This is a genomic window from Burkholderia sp. b14, from assembly GCF_900156195.1.
GTDB lineage: Bacteria > Pseudomonadota > Gammaproteobacteria > Burkholderiales > Burkholderiaceae > Mycetohabitans.
The window spans coordinates 429,883-455,902 of sequence record NZ_FTPJ01000002.1 but is presented as its reverse complement, the minus strand read 5'-3'; the positions used below and the strand labels follow the sequence as shown (position 1 = coordinate 455,902).

General features: G+C 61.2%; 19 protein-coding genes and 3 pseudogenes. 7 read left to right on the top strand and 15 right to left on the bottom strand.

Translation table 11 applies throughout. From position 1 onward, the window contains the following. Positions 1-151 precede the first annotated feature (151 nt). A complete protein-coding gene (locus tag B0B13_RS19020) occupies positions 152-778 on the top strand; it encodes a hypothetical protein (protein ID WP_286137220.1) in 627 nt (208 codons plus the stop codon). Positions 779-824: 46 nt separating this feature from the next. On the opposite strand, the gene B0B13_RS18660 is transcribed toward B0B13_RS19020, so the two are convergent. From B0B13_RS18660 to B0B13_RS03205, 3 genes are all read right to left on the bottom strand, one after another. After that, the gene (locus B0B13_RS18660; RefSeq protein WP_212667343.1) at positions 825-965 is read right to left on the bottom strand and encodes a hypothetical protein; all 141 of its coding nucleotides are present in this window, start codon (positions 963-965) and stop codon (positions 825-827) included. 220 nt (positions 966-1,185) lie between these two features. After that, complete coding sequence (locus B0B13_RS03210; RefSeq protein WP_076794314.1) at positions 1,186-1,536, bottom strand: type II toxin-antitoxin system ChpB family toxin; 351 nt, start codon at positions 1,534-1,536, stop codon at positions 1,186-1,188. Continuing rightward, positions 1,530-1,781 carry an AbrB/MazE/SpoVT family DNA-binding domain-containing protein gene (locus B0B13_RS03205; protein WP_076794587.1) on the bottom strand — a complete coding sequence of 84 codons (252 nt, stop codon included), beginning with the start codon at positions 1,779-1,781 and terminating at the stop codon, positions 1,530-1,532. The genes B0B13_RS03210 and B0B13_RS03205 overlap by 7 nt, the downstream gene beginning before the upstream one ends. Positions 1,782-1,848: 67 nt before the next feature. Between B0B13_RS03205 and B0B13_RS18655 the strand changes: the two genes are divergently transcribed. Beyond that, on the top strand, positions 1,849-2,070 hold the full coding sequence (locus B0B13_RS18655) for a hypothetical protein (protein ID WP_139337241.1): 222 nt from the start codon (positions 1,849-1,851) through the stop codon (positions 2,068-2,070). A gap of 171 nt (positions 2,071-2,241) precedes the next feature. Here B0B13_RS18655 and B0B13_RS03200 read toward each other — a convergent pair whose 3' ends face one another. The 5 genes and pseudogenes from B0B13_RS03200 to B0B13_RS03180 form a co-directional block, all read right to left on the bottom strand. Next, the gene (locus tag B0B13_RS03200) at positions 2,242-2,550 is read right to left on the bottom strand and encodes a hypothetical protein (RefSeq protein WP_076794313.1); all 309 of its coding nucleotides are present in this window, start codon (positions 2,548-2,550) and stop codon (positions 2,242-2,244) included. Between the two features lie 462 nt (positions 2,551-3,012). Next, entirely contained in the window at positions 3,013-3,315 is a 303-nt protein-coding gene (locus tag B0B13_RS03195) for an addiction module antidote protein (protein WP_170872344.1), read from the bottom strand. Between the two features lie 2 nt (positions 3,316-3,317). Then, positions 3,318-3,617 (bottom strand): type II toxin-antitoxin system RelE/ParE family toxin, encoded by a 300-nt coding sequence (locus tag B0B13_RS03190; RefSeq protein WP_076794310.1) that lies wholly within the window; start codon positions 3,615-3,617, stop codon positions 3,318-3,320. Between the two features lie 21 nt (positions 3,618-3,638). After that, complete coding sequence (locus B0B13_RS19940) at positions 3,639-3,893, bottom strand: hypothetical protein (protein ID WP_170872320.1); 255 nt, start codon at positions 3,891-3,893, stop codon at positions 3,639-3,641. A 34-nt stretch (positions 3,894-3,927) separates the two neighbouring features. Continuing rightward, positions 3,928-4,334: pseudogene (locus tag B0B13_RS03180) on the bottom strand (integrase core domain-containing protein); the annotation flags it as partial. 69 nt (positions 4,335-4,403) lie between these two features. On the opposite strand from B0B13_RS03180, the gene B0B13_RS17640 reads away from it, so the two are divergent. Then, positions 4,404-4,634 carry a transposase family protein gene (locus tag B0B13_RS17640; protein WP_139337289.1) on the top strand — a complete coding sequence of 77 codons (231 nt, stop codon included), beginning with the start codon at positions 4,404-4,406 and terminating at the stop codon, positions 4,632-4,634. 54 nt (positions 4,635-4,688) lie between these two features. Then, entirely contained in the window at positions 4,689-5,162 is a 474-nt protein-coding gene (locus B0B13_RS17635) for a transposase (RefSeq protein WP_139337288.1), read from the top strand. A gap of 195 nt (positions 5,163-5,357) precedes the next feature. On the opposite strand, the gene B0B13_RS18650 is transcribed toward B0B13_RS17635, so the two are convergent. From B0B13_RS18650 to B0B13_RS03160, 3 genes are all read right to left on the bottom strand, one after another. After that, the gene (locus tag B0B13_RS18650; RefSeq protein ID WP_212667342.1) at positions 5,358-12,848 is read right to left on the bottom strand and encodes a DUF6603 domain-containing protein; all 7,491 of its coding nucleotides are present in this window, start codon (positions 12,846-12,848) and stop codon (positions 5,358-5,360) included. A 14-nt stretch (positions 12,849-12,862) separates the two neighbouring features. Continuing rightward, complete coding sequence (locus B0B13_RS03165) at positions 12,863-14,254, bottom strand: phospholipase D family protein (protein WP_237574059.1); 1,392 nt, start codon at positions 14,252-14,254, stop codon at positions 12,863-12,865. A 156-nt stretch (positions 14,255-14,410) separates the two neighbouring features. Continuing rightward, a complete protein-coding gene (locus tag B0B13_RS03160; protein ID WP_237574060.1) occupies positions 14,411-18,379 on the bottom strand; it encodes a fibronectin type III domain-containing protein in 3,969 nt (1,322 codons plus the stop codon). Positions 18,380-18,883: 504 nt separating this feature from the next. Between B0B13_RS03160 and B0B13_RS19010 the strand changes: the two are divergent. Beyond that, positions 18,884-19,157, top strand: a pseudogene (locus B0B13_RS19010) (transposase); the annotation flags it as partial. Positions 19,158-19,359: 202 nt separating this feature from the next. Next, on the top strand, positions 19,360-20,514 hold the full coding sequence (locus B0B13_RS03145; RefSeq protein ID WP_076794304.1) for an IS110 family RNA-guided transposase: 1,155 nt from the start codon (positions 19,360-19,362) through the stop codon (positions 20,512-20,514). Between the two features lie 338 nt (positions 20,515-20,852). Here B0B13_RS03145 and B0B13_RS03140 read toward each other — a convergent pair. After that, positions 20,853-21,464: pseudogene (locus B0B13_RS03140) on the bottom strand (transposase); the annotation flags it as partial. Positions 21,465-21,535: 71 nt separating this feature from the next. On the opposite strand from B0B13_RS03140, the gene B0B13_RS18645 reads away from it, so the two are divergent. Continuing rightward, entirely contained in the window at positions 21,536-21,679 is a 144-nt protein-coding gene (locus B0B13_RS18645) for a hypothetical protein (protein WP_212667341.1), read from the top strand. Positions 21,680-21,753: 74 nt separating this feature from the next. Here B0B13_RS18645 and istB read toward each other — a convergent pair whose 3' ends face one another. The 3 genes from istB to B0B13_RS17620 all read right to left on the bottom strand — a co-directional run bounded on the left by istB (position 21,754) and on the right by B0B13_RS17620 (position 25,707). Next, the gene (gene istB, locus B0B13_RS03130) at positions 21,754-22,443 is read right to left on the bottom strand and encodes an IS21-like element helper ATPase IstB (protein WP_373566413.1); all 690 of its coding nucleotides are present in this window, start codon (positions 22,441-22,443) and stop codon (positions 21,754-21,756) included. A gap of 65 nt (positions 22,444-22,508) precedes the next feature. After that, the gene (gene istA, locus B0B13_RS03125; RefSeq protein ID WP_076793714.1) at positions 22,509-24,047 is read right to left on the bottom strand and encodes an IS21 family transposase; all 1,539 of its coding nucleotides are present in this window, start codon (positions 24,045-24,047) and stop codon (positions 22,509-22,511) included. 157 nt (positions 24,048-24,204) lie between these two features. Then, positions 24,205-25,707, bottom strand: coding sequence for an ISL3 family transposase (locus B0B13_RS17620; protein ID WP_286137235.1), 1,503 nt, complete (start codon positions 25,705-25,707; stop codon positions 24,205-24,207). Positions 25,708-26,020: the final 313 nt, after the last annotated feature.

Below are 26,020 nucleotides of genomic sequence, written 5' to 3'. Positions count from 1 at the left end.
TGAAATAGCGACTCGCATCGAGGCCTGGTCTTAATTGGGTAGTCTGGATAGCGTCAAGCAGAATGGCTGGCTGGTTTACCGACAATCATCTTGGCCGGTCGACCGGGATGATTGTCGGCGCCTATTCATCCGTGTGCTGTGCCGCGAGCCTGTGCCGCCGAGGACGAAGCCCGGCCCCCAGCGACGCTACGACGATCAGGTGCGGGCCGCGCTGATCACGCTATGGGAGGCGGCCGATCGGATCTGCGGCAAACGACTGAAGGTGCTCATTGCAACGCTGACCGATGCGATGGCACGGCATGCTCACCTGACGCTATCAAAGCAAGTTCGCCAACGGCTGAGTCAGATCAGCGCCGCCACCATTGATCGGCTGCTGCATGACGTGCGCGAACAGGCTTTCGCGGGTCAACGCCGACGCGCTGGTGGAGTGGATAACGCCATTCGCCGTGCCGTGCCGATCGGGATAGTATTGCGCCAGTTGTCGCACGAGGGCAAGCGTATCTTCGTCGGTGCGAATCGTAGCGGGTCGCGAACGAGGCAGCGCGACGTCACATTGGGTGAGCTTGCCGCCGCGCCAGCGCAGCTTCAGATGTGCCCGATACTGTTCTCGATGAACGGTAATACAGACTTCCTCGAGCGTAAGCGTTACGTCTTCCTTGCAATTACCCACATCTCAAAACGGATCACGGTGAGTATCAGGCAGGTCGCGCACTGCCGCAGCGTGTACCGCTGTCACCGGCAGTGCGCGAAAGCCCGCCTATTCCATGCGCGCTACTAGCTCGATCAGGGCGTCATTTGCTCAAGCATTGTCCTTGTCCTGTTTCCTACCGTTGGTCACTTACCGCCGTGCCCACCGCCTCCTGCAAATACAGCTCTTCGCCGTACTTTCGGCCGGCTAGGTCATCAGGTGTCGCAAATGGCGGCTCGATCGGACCGACAAAGAACTCGTGTTCCCTGTTTTCCATTACCACTGAGCCGCCTGGCGATGCGCCTTTTCACGCTCGCTATCGTACAACCGCTCGCCTGTCTTATGATGCTCGATCCAGACACGCCAGCCGTTCTTATTGATGACGCAAGCGCTTTGCAGACTGGCTCGCTTGCGGATGGTTCGCCTCGCCGATCAACCGCTTCGTGTTGCCCAGCGCGTACATCAGGTTTCAGACCTTGTTGCTTATCGCGTTTTCCTCACTCGATAATCGTCTGAAGCCGAGCCAGTGCGTCCTCAACCACTTCAACCGGCGCGCGTTCGACCTTACGCGCGCCGCGCGCCTCCAAGTCGAGCATATGCGCCATGTTGACGAGCGCAACACCTTGCGTCTCGGTTCCAGAACCAGAAAGCGGTACGGCGAACCCAGCAAAGCGAGCCAATTCGCCGCCCTGGGTGATTGGGGCAACGAGCGCCACGCCCAAGGCGTTGAACGCCGCCGGAGAGAGAACGAGCGCCGGACGAAAATCGCCTTGCTGCTCTCGCCCGACAGTCGGATTCAGGCTCACGCGCACGATATCGCCCCGCTCGAACTTGACCTGCCTCACCACGCCTCACGCCCCACCGGTTTGATCTCGCCCCATGCCGCCATGTCGCCCGAAAGAGGCGCCTTCGGGTCGCACCGGGCAACAAGGTTGTCCAGCGAATACTTACGGCGGGCCGGGGTCAGCATCACGCCATCCGGGCGCACGTCGGCGTTTAGTGAACTGCCGACCGAGGCGTTGATCTGCTCAAGCAGCACACTCGGCAGACGAACTGCCGCGCTATTGCCCCATTTGTGAATCTTGAGTTCCATTGCCATCTCCTAACGTTTATCCATTGTAGATACACGCCACGTGATTGGCAAGCACCGCATATCTACAATGAAGATACCCGATGGGAGCGTCGGCGAGATTGCGCCCGCCGATTGGTTATCGGCCGTGAGCCCGCTGGAATACCCAGTTCTGATGCGCTCCATGCAAAATTGCCATTGCAGAATCAGGCAAAAAACCGCATCCTTGAAACCCTTCAAAATCGCGTTTCGGGGCCATTCCAACTGGCCTGATTATGCCGATCATCCCCGGCTAGATTACGCCGATCCGTGACATGGCGTTCAGGCGATGGCATCCCGTTATCTTGGCCTTCTGCCGCCCAGTGCCCTCCGGAGCGATGATGATTCGAGGCTTGCCCGAGATCGGCGATAGGCTGACCTATGCTTGCTAACCGGCCTGCGGCCACATGAGCCTTTGTATAAAAAGCGAATGTCGGTGACGGCGTCACGGCGTCTTTTTGAGCGCACGCGTGGGCGGGCGCGGCCGCGGCCGCCTAATCGGGCCCGAGGTCTGGCCTGATGCGGACTGGGTGGGTCTGCGCTGCCGTACGCGCCGCGCTTTTTCAGCGTCGGCGTTCGCGCGCTGCAGCGCGGCTAAGCTGCCTTCCAGCATGCCAATGTGCTGGCGTGCGTCCCCCAATTGCGCCTGCAGCGCTTGCCGCTCAGCGCGGCGCTGCACATCACTTTCGTCGGCGCGTCGCACCGCCGCATCCCGTTCCTTGATCAGGCGCGCGCTGGTGCGGCGCTCATGCATGCTGCCTCAGCCGCCGCCAGCGCGGGCTCCAGTTCCGGCAGGCGCGCCTGTGCAGCGAGCAGCGCCGCGTGCGCGGTGGCCGCGGCTCGCTGCTTGGCAAGGCCTGTGCCTCTCCGAGGTCGCCAGCGGCACCATGGGCAACTTCTGTCGGCACCTGTCCCCGGATGGGCAGGACCAGTGGTGACTTGACATTTTGTGTAAAGGGCAACACGCGCAGGTCGTGCCGGCGTCGCCGGAACTGGTCAGGCCGGGTGCCCACGTAGCGAGCCGGACGCGGGCCGTCGTTGATTTTTTGGTCCAGCCGCGGGGCAATTCATGGCGCACGGCACGACGGCGTCTGACAAGAAAAACGCAGATCCAGCTGCGTAGAAAAACCGCAAAGTATTATGCGCGGGTAGCACGAGATGAGCTGATGAGTTAGCTGAACCTCGGGTTGTAAGCCGGAAACCACAAAAATTTCCGTCAATGCAGCGGCTGTGCCACCAGGCGCACGCCCAAGGCAGCACAAACGCGGCTGATCGTCTCAAAGCGCGGCGCGCTGCCAGGCCGAAGCGCTTTGTACAGGGCTTCGCGTGCGATGCCAGAGTCTTTGGCCACCTGCGCCATCCCCCGAGCACGGGCGATGTCACCAAGGGCTGCGGCCAGCAGCGCTGGATCATTCTCTTCAAGAACACTTGTTAGGTACGACGCGACATCCTCTTCGCTGTTCAGGTACTCGGCCGCATCGAACTCGGGAAGTTGGGAAACTTTGATTCGCTGGGTCATGGTCAATCCTCCAAAGAATTCGCTAACGCAATCGCCCGGTGAATGTCAGCCTGCTGAGTCGACTTGTTGCCACCGCCCAGCATCACGATGAGCGTCTCACCGCGCTGGACATAATACATGCGCCAGCCAGGACCGAATGGCTCGCGCATCTCAAATACACCTTCACCCACTGGCTTCACGTCGCCCAAGTTACCAAGCTGCGCCTTCCGTAGTCGCTTGTTCAAGCGCTGTCTGGTCAGTCCGTCCTTCAGGCTCTTGAGCCAACTGGAGAACTCGTCGAGCAATTTCACCGTGTAGGTCATGACTCGATTGTAATCGTTTGATTACATAAGATCAACGCTGCGAAGCATTGGCGGATTAGTCGGCAAACAACGGTTTGGTGACAGGCTTTGTTTCACCTCGTGAACCGCCCGTGCAGCACCTTCAAAATGTGCGCGCAACACCATCGCTATGCGCCTATTTCGGATAGTTATCCGCCTATGCTGGTTGGCTATATGCGCATATCGCAGAGCAAGGATTTGCAGCGCGGCGCGCTGCTCGCCGCTGGCGTCGATGCCCGTCACCTTTTTGAGGATCATGCTTCCGGCGCGAAGAACGGTTGGACACACTTGGCGTGTGAAGTGTCAAAAGGTAACTTCTCGACTCAGAAAGTCTTGCCATCGGTGCAATGCCTCCGATGGCGCTGTGCGCGCGATACCAATTGTAGTGGTGCTGCCAGCTTGTTAAAGCTTCTCGGCAATGCGTGCAGCTTGGGTAGGCCCGGCATCAGCCCACTCGCGCAAAGCTGACCGGAGGAAGCGTTCAGCCTTGCCGTTGGTCTGTGGGCGATAGACCCGTGTCAATCTGTGCTGGATGCCCAGTTCCTAACAGGCCCGAGCGGATTCACGCGAATAAAACGCCGAACCATTATCAGTGAGCAGCCTGCAGATGCGCACACCCAAGCTGGCGTACCATGCTACGGCATCGCGCAGAAACGGCACGGCGCGAGCCTGCTTCACGTCTGGATACATCGCCGTGAAGCAATCCGAATCACTCGGATAATCGGCGTGAATTTTTCTTTCCTTCAACGCCTATTACCCGCTGCCGACATGCGCATTCTCGGAGGGGAGATGATCGGCCATCGGCTCATCGTTGCCCTGAAACATCAAGGGCTCGTTGCGCACTGCGCGGCGTGTGGGGCGACCAGCTCCCGGATACACGGAGGATACCGACGACGCGTTGAGGATCTACCGTGTAGCGGCCATCGCGTCACCCTGGAAATCCAGGTGCGGCGCTTTCATTGCGATAACACAATGTGTCGCCGGCGAACATTCGCCTAATGCCTTGCGCCATTCACTGCGTATCAGCAGCGCCGCACAGCCCGAGCACAGACGGTGCTGTGGCATGTGGGCTTGGCGCTCAGTGGCGCCGCAGGTGCGCGCCTAGCGCAGCAGCTAGGCATTTCGATCAGCGGCGAAACGATGCTTCGTTTGCTCAAGCGCAACGGTCAAAAATACGTCACGACGACATCCACCCCTACCATAGTTGGTGTCGATGACTGGGCAGTCAAACACGCTCATCGCTATGGCACCCTACTGGTCGACATCGAGCAACGGCGCCCATTGGACCGGTTGCCCGATCGCGACATCGGTGGCGAACTGACTAACAGGAAACCGCGCAATCCGCATCGTGTCGCGCGATTGCGCTGGGAAGGCATCACACGTGGCGCGCCGCAAGCATGCAGCGGTTTGCAGCCAAGCATTGGTCACGACTACGATGCCGTACACGCTGCACGACTCACGCCTTACGGCAACGGCATCGTCGAGGGCCATGTTAATCGGCTCAAGTTTCTCAAGCGCCCAATGTAGGGCCGCGCCGACTTCCAACTGCTTCGTACACGCGTGTTGAATCAGTGCTGACTTGTGACGTGAAACGTCACATAAAGTGGGGAAGAGCCACTTCTAAGTACTGTTGACAAAATCTTAACCGACTGCCTTAACGCAACGGAATCCCCTTCACGATAGCAAAGTCGATGGGGGAGGAAACGGTGGTCCGGCAGTCGGTCAGGCGACAGTGATCGCAACCGTCTCAGGACTTGTTTCTCCTTCCTGGCGTAGAACCAGCGAGTCTTGGTTCAACGTCGTGTTGTCACGGCGAAATGTGAATTCTATGCGTATTTCCCCAGTTGGCAGGCTGCCCGCTCCGGTTGGGACGAGCACAAACCCGGTGCCATCCGCGGCGCGCACGATGCGGACGGCAAGCGGTGTGTAGGATGCGCTCGAACGGAACCGCCGCGCGTGCAGAACGGCACCGGCGTGGTCGACAAGCCGCATATCCACGCCCTCTTTCGGGAAGCCGGGCAGGAATTCTGCCGCCGCAAGGCCCTTCCATCGCGCCTCCTCTCCTGCGCGCGAGGCGTAGCCTTCTGGCTCCATAGAGGCTGTGATCCGCACGCGCCGGCCCGAGACCAAAAATGGCTCGGCCTCGAAAGCATACCACCGCTCGAAGGTGGGTACGGCGTGCAGGATCTCCGGCGGTGCGACCTCGATTCCAGCGGTGAACGCAGCGAACGCGCCCACTGTTCCCTTGCCCAGGCCCGCGTCAGCGATGTCGGCAAGCACGGTCCCGTCGACTGACAGCATGAGGCGATGCCCGATCGCCTCGATGGAAACGCGCCGAGCTGGACCACCAGGGGGCATCGAGCCGGACCAGAGCACAGTATCCGTCCCGGCGGTTCGGACCACGAGCCGTCCGGTCGCAGCGGCCGGGTCGAGGGCGAGCAGCACGTGGTCGCGCGGCGAGACATAGCGCCACACCAACCCGCACTCTCCGACGCCGCCGGCCTTCGGCACCAGGGTCGCGTTTATTTGCAAATCGGACCATGCGCCGGCGGCAAGTACCGCGTAGCTCTCGCCCGTCGCTGGCGGTTGCGCGATGTCGCTGGCGAGTACGCCATAAGCGATGCGCCAGATGCCGCGATCGCCGTTGGGAGAAGAATCGTCGATACGCCACTCGCGAAGCGTCCTTAGGATGCGGTTGATACGCACGCCGCTGAAACGAGCTTGCGGGTTCCGCTGCGCGTAGAAACCAACAGACGTGCCGACGTTGGTTGGGTCCATGACGGACGCAACGAGGACGCCATTGACGTGCACGGTCAGACGACTTCCCACCGCCTCCACGACGACCGCGTACGTGGTCACACCCGGTGGGAGGGTCGATGCATGCAGCACCTGGAAAGCGCCGCCTGAAAAGCGCGCGAGGACACGCCGGCGGCGAGTCCGGTCAATAGAAAATCGGTAGTAGTTTTGCTCGTCAGTGTAACGGAACACGACGCCGGCCGCCCCGTTTCCGGGCATGTCAAGATTCATCGTCAGTTGGATGTCTGCCGCCGTGAGCGGGGGGCCAAGCGCGAGCGTGCCGCGTGACGGCTGCTCAAGTGGATAACCAAGTGGCGTTGAATCCGGCGTCGTAAAGGCGCCAGTCTGCGAGAGCACGCCCAACGTGGCGCTCCATTGCGGAACGCCTGCTCCCGGTGGGACGACAAACGAGAGTTCAGATAGGTCAGCGAAGGTTGGCTGCCACTGCAGAGTGGGCGCGCCGTCCCCGATCTCGTCAGCTTCCAGAAAATTGCCATTCCATAGCGCGGTGCCGGCTGGGAGGTCTCCAGCGTCAGGGCTCGGCACGGTCCGCCGTTCAATGGCAAGGCCAGTTAGGTCGCGGTCCTCGAGAAGGAGCACCGTTGCCCATTCCTGCTGCGGATCCGGTGGGATGCCCATCGCAAAGCCGATCTCCGCTAACTTGGCTCCTTTGGCCGGCACAGGCGACGGAACTGGATCGGCTGAACTCGTTGCTAGCGTGGTTCGCTCCCAATCGATCGGCTCTGCCGTGCGAACGAGAAGGGCCGTAGTCTGTCCGCTTGTGACCAGGCGCGTCGCCTCGAACCGACCGATGGCCTGCCGGGCGGCGGGACCGAGCGCGCCATCGGCGACCGCGTCGAAGGCACGTGCCTCCACTTCCCCCGGTGCAGACCCAGCGGCGGGACTGGCAGGGTCAATGGCCAGGGCGCTGGTGATCGCGATCGGCGCTGCATCAGCAGGCACCGTCGTGATCGTGCGGTCGTCGCCGCTCAGCACATGATGCCTGAAATCAGCGAAAGCGGACGTGGTGAACTGGAATCGGTAGACAATAGGCGCCGTCGTCCGCAGGTCGTCCACTCGGACGTCGGCGAAACGCGCGCCGGCATTGGCGGCAGTGTAAAGAGCGACCGTGCCGCTGGCCCATGCCGTGTTGGCGATATCGAAGGCGAGGTCGCCGTCGATGTGTACTCGCAGGTTCGCTCCCGCTGCTTCGATTAAAATCTGCAGATCGGAGTTCATGGGATACCCGCCCGTCGCTTCGGCGAGAACTCGCGCGGATCTCGGACACACCAGCACGAGTTGGCGGAGGTTGCGCTGGCGGTCGAGCTTCACGAGATAGCCGCGGCAGCCTTTCATCCGAACGCCTAGCCCGATGATCCCGTTGCCAGCAGAGCGCACCAACGCCGCAAGCCGGTAGTCGGTCCAAGCCGATGGCTGGTCGGGAGCGCCGGAAGCTTGGCGGAAGGTGTCCGCGAGCGATAGCAGCGTCCCGCCAGGGAACGGGGCGTTGCGCACGCCCGGTCCACTCGAGACTGCAGCGGTCTCCTCAACGTAGCGGCTAGTGGGCGCGCCACTCTCCCCGATCCTCCAAATCGAAGGCGCTTCGTCCGATCCTACGTCGAGCACGTTCCAGGTGAAAGTGCCGCCTGTTAGCGCAGCTCCGCTGCCGGAGGCGGTCGCACCCAGCGCGTAGCCGTCGAAGGTGTCGTGCGCCAGCAACGGCAACAGCCGCGCTTCGTAGGTTGTCACGGGATCGAGCACAAATCCGGTGGCGCCGACTATCTTGTTGCGGGCGACGGTCCCGAGATTGACCGTCCCCGTCGTGCAGTGAGCGTCGTTGAGCACCTCCAGCCAACGCCTCTCGGAGTCGGTCAGGTCGATCTGGTCGGTCCGCGCCCACCGATTCGGCAGTACCGCCAGTCGGCCGTGAGCGTCACGGACTGGCCGGTCGTTCATATCATAGAGAACGAGCGATAGGTCGCGTCCCGCCAGCGCGTACATGAGATCGACGTAGTTTACCCCGAAGATGACGCCCGCGTCGTAACCACGGTAGACCGGCCGGGGCAGAATTGGCGGTTGTCCCGGCGGCGGAACGGTCGGTGGGATCGTCTGGCGAACATAGCGGGACAGGCCTTCGAGCCCGGTCGCTATACGCGGCGGCGCGGTGGCGCCGCCGGTGCCTGCGTTCGGAATAAGAGCGTTGCCCGACGGCGTTAGCGCGGAAAGTCCAGGCGGCCCCTCCGTACGGAAATACGATACTTGTGTGATCGTGCGGGTTCCGGCAAAGGCGTCTGGCACCTTTGAGCCTGATGGCAATCGAACGCCAAGTTCGGTGACAAGTTTGAGACGGAACGTCGTATGCGGCGGCAGGACGTCGTCATCCGCACTCCACCGCGCAAGCTCTTCGAGGGTGTGCTGACTCATCGCTTTCCACTCCGCCTGTTCACCAGCATCGAGGCCGACGAGGGCGCACACTTCGAGGAGGCAGAAGCCGTTGCCGTTAGCTGAAACGACAAGATGATCGACGCCCCGCCCATCAATCACGGCTGCTCCATCTTTCGCTGGGGTGCTCGACAGCAGACGCTTGCCTGCATCGTAGGCATCGACGTGGACCATGCCACCGCCTTCCCGGCAGATGCGGTGCACTAGCGTCGTTGACGGTTCGCGCGCGCGGACCACGACGCGTGTGACGGAGGCATCAGGCGCGGCAAGGATAACTTCGACAATACGGAGGCGCTGTCCAACCGCTTGCTGGGCTACGACACGGCCCAAGGCGTCGAGTCCGATCACCATCACGCTGTCGTTGGCAGATGAGATTGCGACGCGGATCAGGCCCGCGGTAGCGTCAAAGTCGCAATGAAGCTCGGCGCCACACTCTATTCCACTTGCCTGCGAGCTGTCTGCGAGAGCGACCGACCGGATCTGAGATGAGTCCGCGGGATTGCCGCCGGAGGCAAACGTTATGAACCGCACACCGCCTTCGACGAGCGGGTTCGGGCCCTGTTCCGGCTTACGGTCAAAGAAGTCGACACACGCAGCCGTCCCGCGCGCCGTGTCAATGAAGGTTCGTACGGCCATTTGCTTTACGTCCCGCAGCAGGAGAATCTCTGCCTCACTCTCAGGCGCAAAGCACAGTCCGTTCGCCGCGGAGGCGCGTGCCGCGAGCACATGGGCCGCAACGATAGGCGGCGGGGGCACCATCCAGCTCACAACAAACGCATCGTTGCCAGGGCACGTCCACGGTGGCGTCAACCGGTCGCCGGGAACGTATGCAGAAAAATTGCAGCAGACCCAACGGTCCTCCGGGAGGGCGACGCAGGGATAGTTCGGGAACATTGAGACGAACCAGTCCGGCCAGGACTGGCTGATCGTCCGGCGGGAGAAGCTGAACGGTGTTTTGGTCCAGACTCGCAGCTTAGTCTGCCCTGGCCCAGGGCCGCCGCCCGGTGGGGCCATGGTGGGCATCCAGGTCCCATAGAGCGTTGGCGTCGCGGCCGGAAGCGATGAGTCGGGGACCTTGCCGGACCGCGCGACAGCCTGCCAGGCGGTATCGACCCAGCGATCGAGCCTTATCTCCGTCACTGCAGGCCGGATCAACACGGGTCCCTCGTTGCTGGCGGGATTGCCGATCTGCGTCCAACCGGCGGGTCTGCCGGTCGGGTACTGTGGCTGCGGATTGGCGCCCACCAGGGCGTCATCATGGACGGAGCAGCCGAAGGTGATTTCGGGCCGCGCGTCGAGCGGGACAACTGGAAGAGTGTCCGCGTCGGGTGGCGCGGAGTCGGGTGCCGGCAGCGCGGGTGGTTGATCGGCAAAAAATTCGCGCTGCGGCGAGCCCGCATCGATTGCCGGCAATAGCAAACTTCCTGCTGGCAGCGGCCAAGTCGTGCACACGAGCTCGTGACCAAGCGCGACCTCTTTCACTGTGGCCGGCAGCAGTGGCGGCTTGGCGTCCGGTCCCCACTCGAGCGAAAAGTCGACGTGGAAGTCGGGCAGTGGCCACGGCAGGCTCACGGACACACTGAGGTCGGCGTGGATGAAGAACGGGTCGAACACGCCCGCAGCCAGCGTTGCCGCCGCGTCCAGATGGAAGCCGAACCCGAACACCGATACGCCGTATCCGCCATGCAACGACAGCAAGCCCTGGAAGTAGGCGGGCTTGAACGAGAGATCAGCGTGCCCATCAATCCAAGCAGAGATATCCACACTGAGCGGTCCAAAATGCCAGTGCTTGTCGATGCCGGTCCAGGCGCCCGTCCGTAACCGGTGCCCTTCGATCATAAAGTAGGAGTCAGCGCGGAAGATGCGCCGGAAGACATCAGCACTAATGCGGCGCTCACGAGGTTCGTCTATACCAAGATAAAGGTGCCAGGCTCCGGCGTCATGGAAGTTGAAAAACGCCTCAAGCGAACCGTGAAGATCGATCAACTCGCCGCCGTCGGCAATTAAGTAGCGCGCATCGAGGCCTGCAGTGACGGTACCGACGCGGTTGTCGATGACCAGGAGGGTACGGAAAACGGGCTCGTCGCCAAGGTTCGAGCGTGACTTCAAGACATTGGCTCGTCCTTCGATGAGGATGATGGGCCCCGGAAAGACGATGGCAAGGAGCAGCCGGCCGGCGAACGTGAAGCCGTTGTCGGCTACGGTGCCAAGGGTGATACCAGCGCCGAGGCCGAGGCTACCCTTAGCGTCGGTCCACTTCCCGAGCCGTGCTACGCCAACACCCGGGGGGGTCCGATGGTACCAGCTAGCCTCTGGCGGCACTTCGTACCAGGCCTCGGCTGGAGCGCGGCCGGGCTCCATGTTGAACGCAAAAAGGCCGGCGAGTCCGTAGAGACCCAATCCAGTCGACCATAGAGGGATCCCGACAGGCAGCTCGACGCCGACATAAATGGCGAAAAAGGTGAGATCGGCGGGCTGATCGTAGCCGACCACCAACTCGCCGTCGAGGACGAGATCGAGCGAAGTAAGTCTCAACTCGATGTCACCGTCGAAGCGGTACACGCCCGGCTCCGGCTGGCGCATCGCGACAAAGCCCTTGAATGACAGGCTCCCAGGAACCTCAAACTCGATACCAACACCGTTGAGCGACAGCGACGGATTGAGCGCGCCGCCGGGCGACCACCGGACGCGCATGCCTTCGACCGAGGCGCCCGCCGGCAGTCCTTCGACGAGCTTAATGCCACCATTGAAGCCAATCCATCGTTTGCCGTCGCTCTCAGTTCCAAAGCCGATCTTGACGATCGCCAGCTGGAAGCCATAGAAGCTCAGTACATACTGCTCAGGCAGGGCGAGCCATCCACCTTCGATGCAGACATGACCAGCGTCGTCGATCGTAAGCGCCTGGACGCGAAAGGTCGGCCACTCCAGGCCCGCGACCTCCAGCCGAATCGTGCCACTGAGCGAGACGAAGAACGTGTCGCTCTGGCGCCCGAGCGTGATGCTGTCGAGCGTCATCGCGAGAAGCCCAGGCTTGTTGATCGTGACGGGCCCGCTGCCGTCCACGCTGTGCACCCCGAGCATGAGGTTCCCGGCCAGGTCGAATCCTGCTGTGACTGAGAGCGACTCGTCGAAAAAGGGAAGCGTGATGTCGCCGGTAAGTTCGACTCCGATCAGCGCGTTCTGCTTTAGCTCGACCGAGAAAGTGCTCGGCGTGAAAGGGAAACCGGCCAGCGTGCCGCTCGCTGGCGCCCCAGCTAGCCGAATCCGTCCCGAGACGCCGCCCGAGCCGATGAGGAAGTTTTCAAAGACGATGTTCGCGATCGGCACGGCGGTGGTAATTGCCGACGGCAGGTGCACGGTCAGGTTGCGGAAGACGACCCCGCGCCAGCTGTTGGGTAGCCCCAGCGCCTCGGCCTCCGGCAGGCCCGTGGTGTCCGAGAAGTCCAGCGCAACCGAGCCTTCGATGACAAATCCCGAATCCGCTACCATTGCCGGAGCAAGCGTAAACGCATTGGCGCCGTCGAACGTTACGTTCCAGTCCTGGTCGATGACAATCCCGACGGCAATGGCGATCTCGACAAAGGGCCGGCTGGGGTCATCCACCCATCCGCTGCTGCTCAGCATCACGGGCTTGAGCATCTCGCGCGGAAAACGAAGCCGCGCGCCACCGTCCAGTTTCACCTTCAGCCGGGACGGACGAAACTCCGCCTCGAGCGTGACGCTCGCTGCGCCCGCGCCTCCAAGGATTAGCGTGAAGCCGTTCAGTCCGACAAGGCTGATGACGAGCTCCTCTGCGACCGTCAGCCCGACTGAGAAGCTGCCACCGGGTTCCGGCGAGAATACCGTCTCTTGATAGTCGGTGACCAGTATTTTGGAGAAGAGCGCCGTGATGTCACCGCCGGGATCGAGCCGGTCGATCGGGAAAAGCTCCGTCCGGAATGCCTTGGGCAGCGGCAAGCCTTCGAAAGCAGACATGAGGTGGCTCCGGTTCAGGCAAGCGCCGGCGGGCCGGCGTAAGGGTCGATCAAGTCGCGGATCGCGCGTGAGTGGCCCACAGGCGGCGGCGTGGTCCCGGGTCCTACCGGATAAAGAGCTGATTTGTTGAGTGGGTAGGGTTTGAGGTGACCGGCGTTCGCCGCCGTATCTGCCTTGAACAACGCGAAGGATGCCACTGGATCGTCAAGCGTTCCTGGTGCTCGCCCAGTATGCTCCGCCCAGAGCGTCTTGCGAAACTCGCGCGCAAAGCCCCCGACTGCGTCGACGATGCCGACGTGGACCTCGCCATCGTACGTCATGCTTCTCTGCCCGACGTTCGTCGAGCCAATCAAGACAAGCTCATCGTCGACGATCATGAGTTTAGAATGAACGTAGACGTCGTCGGTGCCATTTTGGAGCGACGCCACGACAATGTCGCCGGGCGAACCCGCCGAACGGATGGAGAGCAGGTAATTTACTCCGAGGTCGCGCTGGTACTTCTGGTAGATGTGCGCCGCATCTTCGGCGTTGCTCGGTGTCAACACCACGATATTAACGCCGCGCCGCATCGCCTCGCCTAGTTGATACACGATGTCGACATCGCGGCCGGGGCTGGCTGGACGCGAGAATCGCGGTGGGTAATCCCACGGCAGGAAATACTGGTCCTCGATATAGAGGTAGGCGGAGGCTGTGCGGATCGCGTTAAGATACGAGGCCCAAATGGTGAACTCGCCGCGCGGCGACCAGCTGTAGCCGGAGAAGGCATTCGTGATGCCGAAGTTCCGCAGCACTTGGACGGAGTGCGTCCCTCCAGCCGGCGCTCCCCCGACAGGCGTTGTGATGAGCGGCTGTGGTGGCAGCAGCGGTTTCATGCCAAGGGTGCGGGAGCTGTCGTTCCATCGCTCGCGGAAGCACAGATCAAGATCCGCGACAGCGGGACCGGTGATCGCAACGCCTGTGTCGTGCGTTGGTGCACCGGCAGGGTCTCGGCCGACGACGAAGGTCGCGTGTGTCGAGTCGTCCCAGCGGGTCTTCGAGATGTCAATTGAGCCAAGCACCGCCGTGCTGCCCCCGGGCATTTTAAACACGGCCACTTTCTGATGATTGCTCCCTGCCGGTGGAAAGCGATTGTCAAGGCACGCCGTCCAGATGCCGTGGTGCAGTCGAAGTCGGTCGATTGCGAGTCCATTGGTGACGACAGATCCAGTATGCGAGGAAAGGAGGGGATAGATGGCTGCGCCGGCCGTATGCGCGCTGCTCATATCCTCAAGCGCCGTTGGCGGGGTCGGATAGCCGAGTGGGTTGACGGCCTCGAACCGCCAGCCCGTATGATAGGCTTCCGTCAGCCCGGCTTTGACCATGTTCAAATGCCAGCGCTTCATGTATGACTTACCGTCGATCAGCAATTCGACGGTATTGCCATCGGTCGAGACGGACAGCTGAGGTCCCGATCCTCCAACCGTATGGCGACTCTGTGGGACGCCAAGTACATTACCAGCGAGGGGGAGAAACCATTTTGTCTTGAGTTGGTCAAGCGAAGCCATTGGTTCTCCGTGCTAGAGTCAAACCGGCGTGATGATGGCCGGATGGAAAACGACATTCGTGTGGCCGACCTCGTTAAGGACCTTAAGGCGAAGATCAACCTGCTCGAAAGTGCGATTCGATAGAAATACGTAGTCCGTTGTCCCGGGCGCAAGCCACGGCGACGCGTTCTGGAACGTTGCCTCAGAAGCGGGGCGAAGCTGGACAAGGAGGCGGGTACCCTGACCCGCGTTTTCCCAGCCCAGGTGGATCGCCGGTAGCCGGGTTGCTCCGGCTGGGATCGGCGCCTCGAACGCAAACCTTTCCCCGGAATCGTCAATCCTTATCCATTCAGCCACAGTGATCGCAGGCGGCTCGGGCGGAAACTCGTCGAATGCTCGGACGCGGATCGCCGTCGACGGCTCGGAAAAATTGCCGCCATGCCCGCGCGGGTCCGGATCTGTCCGATCAATTGCCACGACCCGGTACCAAAGGTCGCAAAGCCCTGGTGCGGGATCATCGGTCCATTCGACAGTAACTGGACGATTCGCTGGATCGGGATCGGCCGCAATCGCCGCTCGGAACATCATTGTCCGCAGGTCCCGCGCATCAAGCTCGCTCGACGCCCGGTAGACTCGATATTCGAACAGATCGGGTTCCCGATTCGATGCCCATTGCAGCGCCACACGACGGTCACCGCCGAGCGCACGCGTGATCGCCGGCGCATGAGGCGGCGTGACGTCGGGCAACCGCACCGGGGTTGCGCACACGCCGAGAACACTTCGGTTCTGCGCACCGTCGACGAAGGAGGCGCGATAGAGTAGACGGTTCGTAGCCCGACCGTCAACTTTGTCGACATAGGCACAGCGCGCGGACGATGGAGCATAGCCGGCGGGATCGTCCGGGCCACGCCGGTCGGGCGCATCGGCAGCAGCCAACGGTTTGATGGTGACTTGGACAAAGGCCCGCTCGCATCCTTGTCGATTCGCGAGGACGCGCAGCGCGTCGTCGCTGAAGGCGCGGTAGAGGGCCATCGCACCCGGCTTCGCCGCCGCTTTCTGCGCCGAAGAGGGCCCGATTGGCAGAAGAGCTCCGATGGCATTAATTAGCTCGGCGACTTGCGCTTTTTTCCCTGGCGTCCAAATCGGCTCTGCTGCGACATCCGGAAATGCAGGGTCGGCAGCGGTAAGCGGCGTGCGCGGCTGTGCCGCCCAGTCGGCCTCGAAAACCGCCTCATCGAGCGCGCGCCAGACATGTGCGGACAAGTTCGGCTGCGGCACCCAGCGGAAAGTGTGGTACGAATAGCCGTGCCAGTCTGCAGGCGTCGCGTAGACCCGGTCGCTGTCGACAATCGGCGACGGGGGGACAGACCGCTGCCGCCAAACCCGGAATACGCGCTGCGGAGGCGCGCACTGACTCTCGTTTCCGGGCCGCTCCGCGAATGGACCCGCGCCCGGCCAACGATCCGCTGTGCTGGACGTGGAATCCGCGGCGGTCGCGCTTACATTGGCATAAGCGATCACCTTGGCAACGTTTGGGGCGAGCGGCACACCGCCCGCCATCGGCCCGTCTCCCGCAGCCGGCAAGAAGATTTCGTAGATGCGGGTTCCATCTCCCTCGTATATGACGTTGTTGCCGTAGGAGCAGACGAAGAAACGGTCCTGCCATGCAGCCGGCTCTTGCCAGCCTGCCGGTGGATCGGAGCCCCCCGACCAGTAGAGACGAAACTCCGACACGTTCGGAGCCCGCTGCTGCTGCTCCGGGCTCCAACGCCATCGAAGGCGCAGCCCGATCGTTGCTGCCCCACCAAGACCGAGCCCAGCGCGCCAGGCATCGTAGGCTGCGTCCTTCACAACGATGGGATCGTCGGGATCGAGCACATACGCCTCAACCCCTAGCGGCACGGGGGGGCGCGTTTTGTCGATAATGCGGACAGCTTGCGGATGGATTTCGGCGTCGACGTTGCTGCCGACGTAATACCAGGGCCGTGGAACCGGCTCCGGCGCCCACTGCCACCAGTTGGCGTATGGGCTCTTCGGGCTAAACCGGCCAAAGAGATCAACCGCGACGAGTTGGTACGCGTACCATCCCTCGTCTAGCCGCAAATCCAGGTATCCTGGCTCTTTCGGCGGCCAGGTAGGCAGTGCCGCCGACAGCGGGCCAGGCGCTCCAGCCGGACGGGCCGAGACGAGCGGCCGATTTTTCGTCAGCCAGTTCCGCGCCTCGGCCGGCACCACAGGCGTGTTCTCCGTGCCGCAGTTGGCGCGGTAGACATGGTACATGACAGGCGCGCGTGGATCGAGCCAGCCAAGCACCGATGGTCCGTGGGGCCAATCAAGACCGGCACTCCCGGCCGCGTTTCGAACGACGCCAGCGTCGTCCCGAACCGGCCCGCCGGGGAGAGCATAGACGACGGTGCCAGCGGGCGAGGCAACAGGGGCCTGCGGCTCAACCTGCAATCCAAAGACGATCCAGGCGTCGATCCCATCATCAAAGCCCGACTGAACGATGTGCGCGAGAACTTTGCGAGGATCGCCGCCAGACACGCCCGCATGGTCCGCAACGACCATATAGTCGAATATCTCGCCAGGCTGCGCCGTCTCATCGGCCCAGGAAAGCCCAAGCATCTCGGCGATCGGTCGATGGAGCGATCCGGCCATGACTATGTCGAGCGGGTGTAAGCTCTTGAGCGCCGCCGTTGTCCGGTCCGGAGGCGCTGGTAGCGGGATGGTGCGCGAGGTGGCCGTCATGGGGCCGGCGCCAGGTCCACCTTGGACCAGCCGGATGCAAGCCTCGTACAGATCTTTGAACGCCGCGCCAGCCCAAATTCCGGGGGCGCCGTAGCGAACGCGGCCGACTGCCGCCGCCTCAGAGGCCGCCTGATCGACCGCGCCGGTCCATGCAGGGTAGTCCGGATGACGTGATGGCAACGACAACGGTTGAGGACAGTGCGGCACCGGTTGCCACCCGGCCGTTGCGGTATCGCTTACCTCGCCCCAGCAGATGTCGAGAACGGCGGCGTCGCCACCGCCGACGCGCACGCCAGTCATCCGGTCGGCAAACAGTTCGACAACGGCGATCGTTCCGGGCGAGCCGGTCACCTCATGAGAAGCGACCGTCATCGCATCGGCGAGATCGGTCCCGGGCAGCTGGTCAAGCCCTTCTACGGAGATTCTTTGGTAACCGGCTTCGACCGGTGTAAAGCAGATCTGAAGCAGACGCAGCAGCCCTTGAGCAGGCCGGATGCGCACTTGCACGATTTCTTCGCCGGCAATACGGATAATCTGCGGCTCATCGTCGGCGGCGGCGATGCTTTGCCGCGCTGAATTTTGCCCCGCACTGTCGAAGCCTTCAACGACGATAACAGTGCCCGCTCCGATTAATTGAATATCGACCGTGCCCGCTCCCCTCGGCAGCAGTACCTCAAGTGGCGCGCCGACGACCAGCATGGGCGGTCTGCCAGGATGCTTTGAAGGCGTGACCACCGCGCGGGCGGCGCCCGCACGCGGCCCGCCTCCACTGATTTTGACGCCGTCAATCATTATCGGTAAACTTACGAGCTCCGGTTGCGCGACAAAATCGATGCAGCGACGCGCGCTGCGCGGCTCACCGAACGCGATTCTGAGTCGGAACTGGCGCATCAACCGGTCCGCCGTGCGGTCAAAGCGAACATACGGACGGCCCCGTAAATCGATTCCCTGGATGCCCGGCGACGGCCAATCGCTGGTAAAAACGAGGGGTACAGGGCTCGTCAGGCGGCCGTCGCCGAAAGAGAGCTCGGTTTGCCCGGGGTTCGGCGGCTGACCTTGCGCCGAAATGCAGGCTTGACGCACTTCCCTGTTTCCTCGCCGGCGGAACAAGAAAAAGCCGTGCCACGGAAACGCGCGCGCGCGCGATGTCGTCCAGCGCAGATGTATTCCATCGGCGAGCGGCGGCTGGTCGGCCAAAGGCGGATTGTCCCCGCGAATACCGAGCCCTACCATCACTAGACTTGACAATTGCAGACCCAAACCCCTTCTCCTGAGAGACCGACAATTACTACATACCCTGTTAATTTTTCAGTCGTGCGCTTGCGCACACGTATTCTCTCCAAAGAAATAAAAAATAAAGAAAATACACATCTAAATTAAATTTCTCGAAGATCCTTTTAACTTACTTTATGAAACCCAGGTTATATGTCAAGAAAAAGATGACGAGTGAATCGCCCCGAGTTTTGAAGAGATTTCTTGAGCCGGCGCGCCTCTGGCACCTCCATGCCACTGAACTTTGCGCGCCACGTGTAGAACGACGCGTTGGCTCGGTTGTGGCAATCTGATGTGCCTTTGGAGAGCGTAGCCGAGAACGGCACCGTACAGCGTCGGTTACCAAAACTGAGTTTTCGAGGCAAGATGTCGTGCCGTAAGCAACTTTGCTTTAGTGGACTCTAGATCGGCTATTAGCAGACTGATGCGAGCGCGAAGGACCGGATCCGAGACGCCCTCAAGGAGTTCGTCAGCCGCAGAGGATTTCGGGGCCGCAGTCTCGATGAGAAACGGGAACATGCCTATTACATCGTCTATGCGGCGCGCCGCAAGGCATCAAAGCAGAACACTGGTTAATGTGGTGGGGCGCAGATGGGAAATCGAGATCAGCTTTAAGGCAACCAAGGGCGAACGCGGTTTGGATCAGTACGAGGTGCGCCGATGGCAGGGCTGGTATCAACATATCACCCTCGCGCTGCTAGCCCATGCCGTTCTGGTTACGCTTGGCGCGTGTAGTAAAAAACTCCCGAAGGGATGGTGCTGCTGAGCGTGCAAGAGATTCGCCGATTGCTATGCCGTCTTTTATGGAGGGGATTGAACTCGATTAACGCTGTTCTGCGATGGTCAATCTGGCGCCGCACCCATCAATGGCGAGCGCAGCAAGCTCATTAGATCCTATGTAGTGCGAGACCAACCAAAGCTTAAGTCGTAAGCTTAAGTGAATCAAGGCGAACGCAACGGAGGCTATCATGCGTACAGATCACTTAGCCGGAGCCGATGCTGAGAACGTAATACTGGCAGCGTCACTCGAACTGGCAGGGGCCCAATGGAAAATTGCGCTGCACGACGGACGCAGACAGAGTCCAGCGGTACACACGGTAAGGGGAGCGCAAGCGGCCCTGCGAGTGCAAGCCCTATTGGAGGTGATTGAGCGGTACAAGCAGAAATGGTCGCTGCCCCAAGATGTGCGTGTGGTGGTCAGTTATGAGGCTGGGCAGGATGGATTTTGGATCTATAGAGCGCTGCGCTCGCGTGGCATGGATTGTTATGTGATCGATGCGGCTAGTATTCCGGTGGAGCGGCACAGGCGTCGCGCTAAGACGGATCGGCTTGATGCGATCAAGCTGGTCACGAATCTGCGAGTATGGCTGCATGGCGAACGTGACCGCATGCGCGTAGTGCGAGTGCCCTCGCTGCAAGATGAAGCTTCGCGTCAGTTGATTCGTGATCGAGGGCAATTGCACAAAGAGGTGCTGCAGTACCGCGAGCGTATGCGTAAGTTGTTGATCACGATGGGTTGCTGGGACGGTTTCAATCATAGGACGTTTGTCAAGCGGCTAGCTAGCGGCAAACTGGTTTGTCACGATGGCACACCGCTGCCCAGCGAGTTGCATGAACGACTGTTACGCGAGACGGCCCGCCTGGCACTTGCCGAAGAACAACTCGCGGCACTTGAGCGCGCACTGCAAGAACGCCTACCGGCACCTGTACGCGAACGGATCACTTATCTTAGGCACCTCAAAGGTGTAGGCCAGCTCGGGGCATCGCGCCTGATGCTTGAGTTGTTCTGGCGCGAGTTTGGTAACCGGCGGCAACTGGGCGCCTGCGTAGGCTTGGTCCCGCAGCCCTACGATAGCGGACAGAGCCGGATTGATCAGGGAATCAGCAAGCAGGGAAATAGGCGAGTGCGAACCCAGCTCATCGAGATGGCCTGGTGCTGGCTGCGCTATCAGCCTAGCAGTGCGCTGGCGCAGTGGTTCAACAAGCGCACGCAGGGCACCGGAGCCAATCGCCGCGCGCGACGCATTGCGATTGTCGCGCTTGCCAGGCGGTTAGTGATTGCATTATGGCGCTACCTTAAAGACGGCGTGATTCCACAAAACGCTCAGTTCAAAGGGGCATGAGTGGGCATGGCTTATAGCTGTCGGATCAACGTCTATTGGAGGGGCTGAACCGAGATATGCCCGTAGGGCGGACGGGTTGCTGAATGTAACCGATCATTAGATGGGGCATATCCACCGGACCAGAATGTCCGGCGTAGCGCGCATACAGGATGAGGCCGGCCAAATCCGGCGGATAGAAGTGGGTGAGAGGTGAATCTCTCACGTGCGCACAATCGGCTCGGCCCCACCCTAACGAGCGTTGATATCGCTTGGCTAAAAGTCGAGGTATCTGCTTATGGACTTTTTCCTTGCACAAAACTCTTGACAACTTTCTGCTCATAGAAGCTCGCCCTTCAAAATTAAAAATTTGGATGAGAAGTCCCGTGCGCGGGAAATGAAACAGGACAGGTAGCGGCGCAGCGCCAAAGCGAGCGCAGCCACCCAAGCACAAAAAAGGCGGGCTGGATGCCCAATCGGGTAATGGCGCGCAGCAGCCAGCGCAGGTTATAGCCTGTCGAGCACAGCACGGCATGTACCGCATCACCGGTGACGCCTTTGAGCCAGCAGCGCCGCATTCCACGATCCTGTTTGACATGCCCGATGATCGGCTCGATGGCTTGACGCCGCTTCAAACGACGCTGTTGTGCCGGGGTCAGCCTGTTGAGTTTTCCGCGATGCATCAACTGTACGGGCGCAACCTGAGCGTCCACACCACGAAAGCCCAGATCGGTCAGCACAGTCTTGACACGTGGGGCACCGGCCAAATCCTGTATTAGGATCGAGGTTTGTTCGAGCTGTTCGGCCAAAATGTGGCCGTCGTAGGGGTTGCCAGCAAACGCTCGCGTACCGACAATGAGCCCTTGTTTGTGCGTGATAGCTAGACTTACCTTGACGCCAAACTCGTACGGTTGGCGGGCCTTGCCTTTGCCGATGCATGCAACTTCCGGCGCATGTAGTGCATATAGTTTGTCGGCTCTTCCACACTTTGTGTGAAGTTTCACGTCACAAGTCAGCACCGATTCAACACGCGAGTACGAAGCAGTTGGAAGCCGGCGCGGCCATACATTTGGCGCTTGAGGAACTTGAGCCGATTGACATGGCCTTCGACGATGCCGTTGCTGTAGTGCGTATTTCAGCGATCATGGACGGTCGAATCAGGCTGATGGTGGACGGCGTTTCAGCGTGATCATGGACAGTTTGGGTGAGCGCGAGTGAAGGCGTTCATGGTATCGCACTCGTCTACGATGATGTTGAAGGCGTTCATGGTTGTTCGTTTTCGGGGCCGCGCAACGATGGGCCCTTGAGTGCAATGCGGTGAGAGCCGTGTACGATGCGATCCAAGATGGCGTCGGCAACGGTAGGATCGTCGAGCCAGGCATGCCATTGGTTGACGGCCATCTGGCTGGTAATCAGGGTAGCGCGGGCGCCGACGCGATCGTCCAGCAACTCGAGCAGATCTGTGCGTTCGGCCGGCCCCATGGGCGCGCCAGCAAAGTCATCCAGCACCAGCAAGTCGTAGCGCGCCAATTGCGCCAACCGACGTACGAAGCTACCCTCGCCGTGAGCAACACGCAGTTCCGTCATCAGTCGCGTGGTTCGGGTATAGAACACCGTGAAGCCGCCGCGCGCGGCCTGCTGCGCCAGGGCGCAAGCCAACCAGGTTTTGCCGGTTCCAGTGGCGCCGGTCATGAGGACGGTGCGGGCATGGCGGATCCAGTCACCGCCTACCAGCGTCGTGATCATGTGCCGGTCCAGGTGACGCGAGTCGCGCCAGAGGATGTCTTCGATGCACGCGTTGCTCACCTTGAGCTTGGCGGCCTTCAGGATGCGAGCCAACCGCTTGCTATCGCGCCAGTCGATCTCGCGCTGCACGAGCACAGAGAAGCGATCGTCGAAGCGCAGTTCGGCTGCGGCGCTGCTGGTGGCCTGATCGCCCAACGCAGCGATCATGCCGTCCAGGCGCAGCGTCTTCAATTGATCCAAAGTGTGAGCTGATATCACGTCGTTCCTCGTGGTTAGTGGTAGTACTCTGGTCCCCGCACGTTCTCGTGCAGGGGCACAGACGTTTGTATCGGCTTGCCCGGCAGCGGTTGCCGGTCCATGCCGTTGTCCAGAATGGATTTGACGGTGCGGTAGGTGGGTGAGTTAATGGCCATGGCGCGTGTACAGGCGGCTTCCAGCCGCTGCGCGCCGAAGCGCCGGCCCAAGTGCTGCAAGCCAAGGCATGCGCGGTAACCTTGTTCGGGGTGGGGACGATTCTCCATCTGCCAATGCACCACGGCGGCACACGACGAGCCGATACTTTTGCCCCAGGCCATGAGCTTGGTCGGAGTCCACTCCCGGTGAGCGCGGTGCGAAGCGGGCATGTGATCGGGATCGGTGGTGAACCCGCCCCTGGCGGCGCTCAACAAGTGGATGGCCACGCGCGTGGCGCCGTCAAACACTTCCACCGCCGTGGCGCCGATGCGCAGCTGCACGGTGGAGCGCACCAGCCGATGTGGAACGCTGTAATAGTGGCCGTCGAGCTCAACGTGGTAGTCCACGTTCACGCGCGCCCGCTTGAAACGCACGATGGCCATGCGGTTGGATGCCAGGGGCTGCAGAGCCGGTTGGTCTAAACGCTCGAAGGCCTCACGCCTGTTGCCAGGCAGCTTCTTGAAGGGACGGCAGTTCAGCTCGTGCAGCAGCTCAGCGATCGCCGTGTTCAGTTCGGCCAAGCTAAAGAAGCGGCGATTGCGCAGGCGCGCCAGGATCCAGCGCTCAACCACGAGTACCGCGTTCTCGACCTTCGGTTTGTCCCTCGGGTGAGCAGGCCGAGCTGGTAGTACAGCCACATGGTAATGGTCGCAGAACTCCTCCACCAGCCGCCCCATGCCGGGCTCGTAGCGGTCGGGCTGAGCGATCAGGGCGCGCGGCTGGTCTGGCACGATCAGCCTGGGCGTGCCGCCGAAGAACTCCAGCGCGGCAATGAGCGAACGGATCCAGTCCGCCGCCGTTTGTCGCTCAGTGGCACAAGCATAGGTGTAGTTCGATGCCCCCAATAGCGCAACGAAGACCTGTGCAGCGCGGATCTGGCCAGTGACCGCGTCGATGATGGGCACGCTCCGGCCAGCGTAGTCGGCAAACAGCTTGTCGCCGGCGATGTGGGTCTGACGCATTGAGCGCTTCAGGCACGCCGCCCACTTGCGGTACTTGACGCAGAAACTTGTGTACTTGTACGCCTGCGCGTTGGCCCGGGCGTATTCCTCCCAGAGTAGTTGCAAGGTGACGCCCGGGCGCTTGAGCTCTTGATGGAGGTAGGCGAAGTCAGGCTCCAAGTGCCGCGCCGAGCGGGGCACCGCCGGCTGGTACAGCCTCGCTTCGAGGCTCGCGTCATCCAGCCCCTGTACTTCGGCCCAATCGATGCCGGCAACGCGTGCCAGCACGACGATCTTGCCCACCGTCGATTTGGGCACGCCCAGGGCTCGGCCAATCTGGCCGTAAGTCAAGCCTGCCTCCAAGTGCAGGCGAAGAACGTTTCGTATCTGGCGCATCGTGATCCTGGGTGTCGGCATGAGCTGATCCGCAAAAAAACGATCAGCGTATGCCTTGGTCAGATCACTCGCGCTCCCCCTTGCTCGTCCACGATCAGCGTGAAACGCCGCCTACGATGCTTTGAAACGGCGTCCACGTTGCCCTGAAACACCGTCTACCTTCGTCTGAAATGACCGTCTACGATGGCCTGAAATACGCACTGTAGGGTGTGAGCAGTGCAGCGTGTATGGCATCGTAGTCGTGGCCGATGCCCGCTGCAAACCGCTGCATTTCTGGTACACCGCTGGCCTGCGCTTGACGCAGCCAGCTTGCCAACGCTTGATGTGCGCGGCGCTTGACTATGTCGGTGAACTCGAGCGACAGCCGCCGGATCGCCACAATCTGTGGATTTCGCTCGCCGAGTCGTTGAACAAAGTGCTCGATGTGCCGCTTGTTGTTGTCGGGGAGCGACGCCGTGCCCCGACCCATTAACCAGCAGCCTACGCGACGAGTGGAAGGTACCGCTCGCAATACAGCAGTACGCAGCTGCTGCGTGATTGCACAGCCTTGTCGCCAAGGCTGAAGGGCTTGGCGTACGATGCCACAACCGCCGTTGAACCCTTGGCCCACGATTTCCCGATACAACCTCGCCGCGTTTTGACAACCTTCACGCCAGCGCTGGGCAAGATACGCTCGATAGGGATCCAACTTGCTGGCGGCTGGCAACCGTTGCGCCCGCTCAGGGAACTCACCGGAGTTGATCCAATGCCGTACCGTACGCCGCTCCAATGCCGTGATGCGCGCAATCGCGCGTATTGCCATCCCACTTTGATGGTGGCGCATGACCGATTCATAGCGTGCGAGCCGTGCTTCGCGCCGCTGTGCTTGTTCCTCCTTGGCGCGCGATGTTGTTGCCACGCCGGGCGCATTCGATTCGATCGCTGGCAATGTGGCAGCAGCGTGCTCGTGATCGAGCGAGCGTGCAACTTCGCGGATAGGCCGCTGGCAGCGGCTCAGCGCGCGCTCAATGGCATCGCCAAGATTCTTCAATAGATGCCATCGGTCGGCCACTTGTATGGCTTGCGGCGCACCACGGGTGATGCCTTCGGCGTAAACCCCAGCGCGATCGCGTGACACGATTCGGATTGCGCGGTTTCCTGTTAGCCAGTTCGCCACCGAGGTCGCATCACGATTGGGCAACAGATCCAATGGGCGCCGTTGCTCGAGATCGACCAGTAGGGTGCCATAGCGATGACCGCGCTTGAATGCCCAGTCATCGACGCCAATAATGGTAGGGGGCGATGTCGTCGCGACGTGCTTCTGGCCGTTGCGTTTAAGCAAACGGAGTATCGTTTCGCCGCTGATCAAGATGCCCAGCCGCTGCGCCAGGCGCGCACCCGCGGCGCCACTGAGCGCCAAGCCCACATGCCACAGCACCGTCTGTGCTCGGGCTGTGCGGCGCTGCTGACGTGCGCCGAATTGCGCCGGGCATTGGGCGAATGTTCGCCGGCGGCACGTTGTATTATCGCAACGAAAGCGCCGCACATGGATTTCCAGTGTGACGCGATAGCCACTACACGGTAGGTCCTCAACGCGTCGTCGGTACTCTGCGTGTATCCGGGAACTTGTCGCTCCACACGCCGTGCAGTGCGCAACGTGCCCTTGATGTTTCAGTGCAATGATGAGCCGATTGCCGATCATCTCCCATCCGAGAATGCGCATGTCGGAAGCGGGCAACAGGCGTTGAAGAAAGGAAAAATCCATGCCGATTATCCGAGTGATGCGATACCGGCTTGATCGTCATTGCCACCCGCAGGTTCACACAAAGTGTGGAAGAGCCGATTTCTTCATCCATATGGTAAAGTTGACATAAGTTAAGTTATCGCATTTTAGGGCTGTAGCGGCTAAGTTGTATCTATGGCCAGCCCGAATTTTGCAACCTCTGGTTCTGACGTCTTTGGCTTGCGCAAATCTATCCGGAATCTGAGATTAAACTTCGTTCCACGATGAAAAC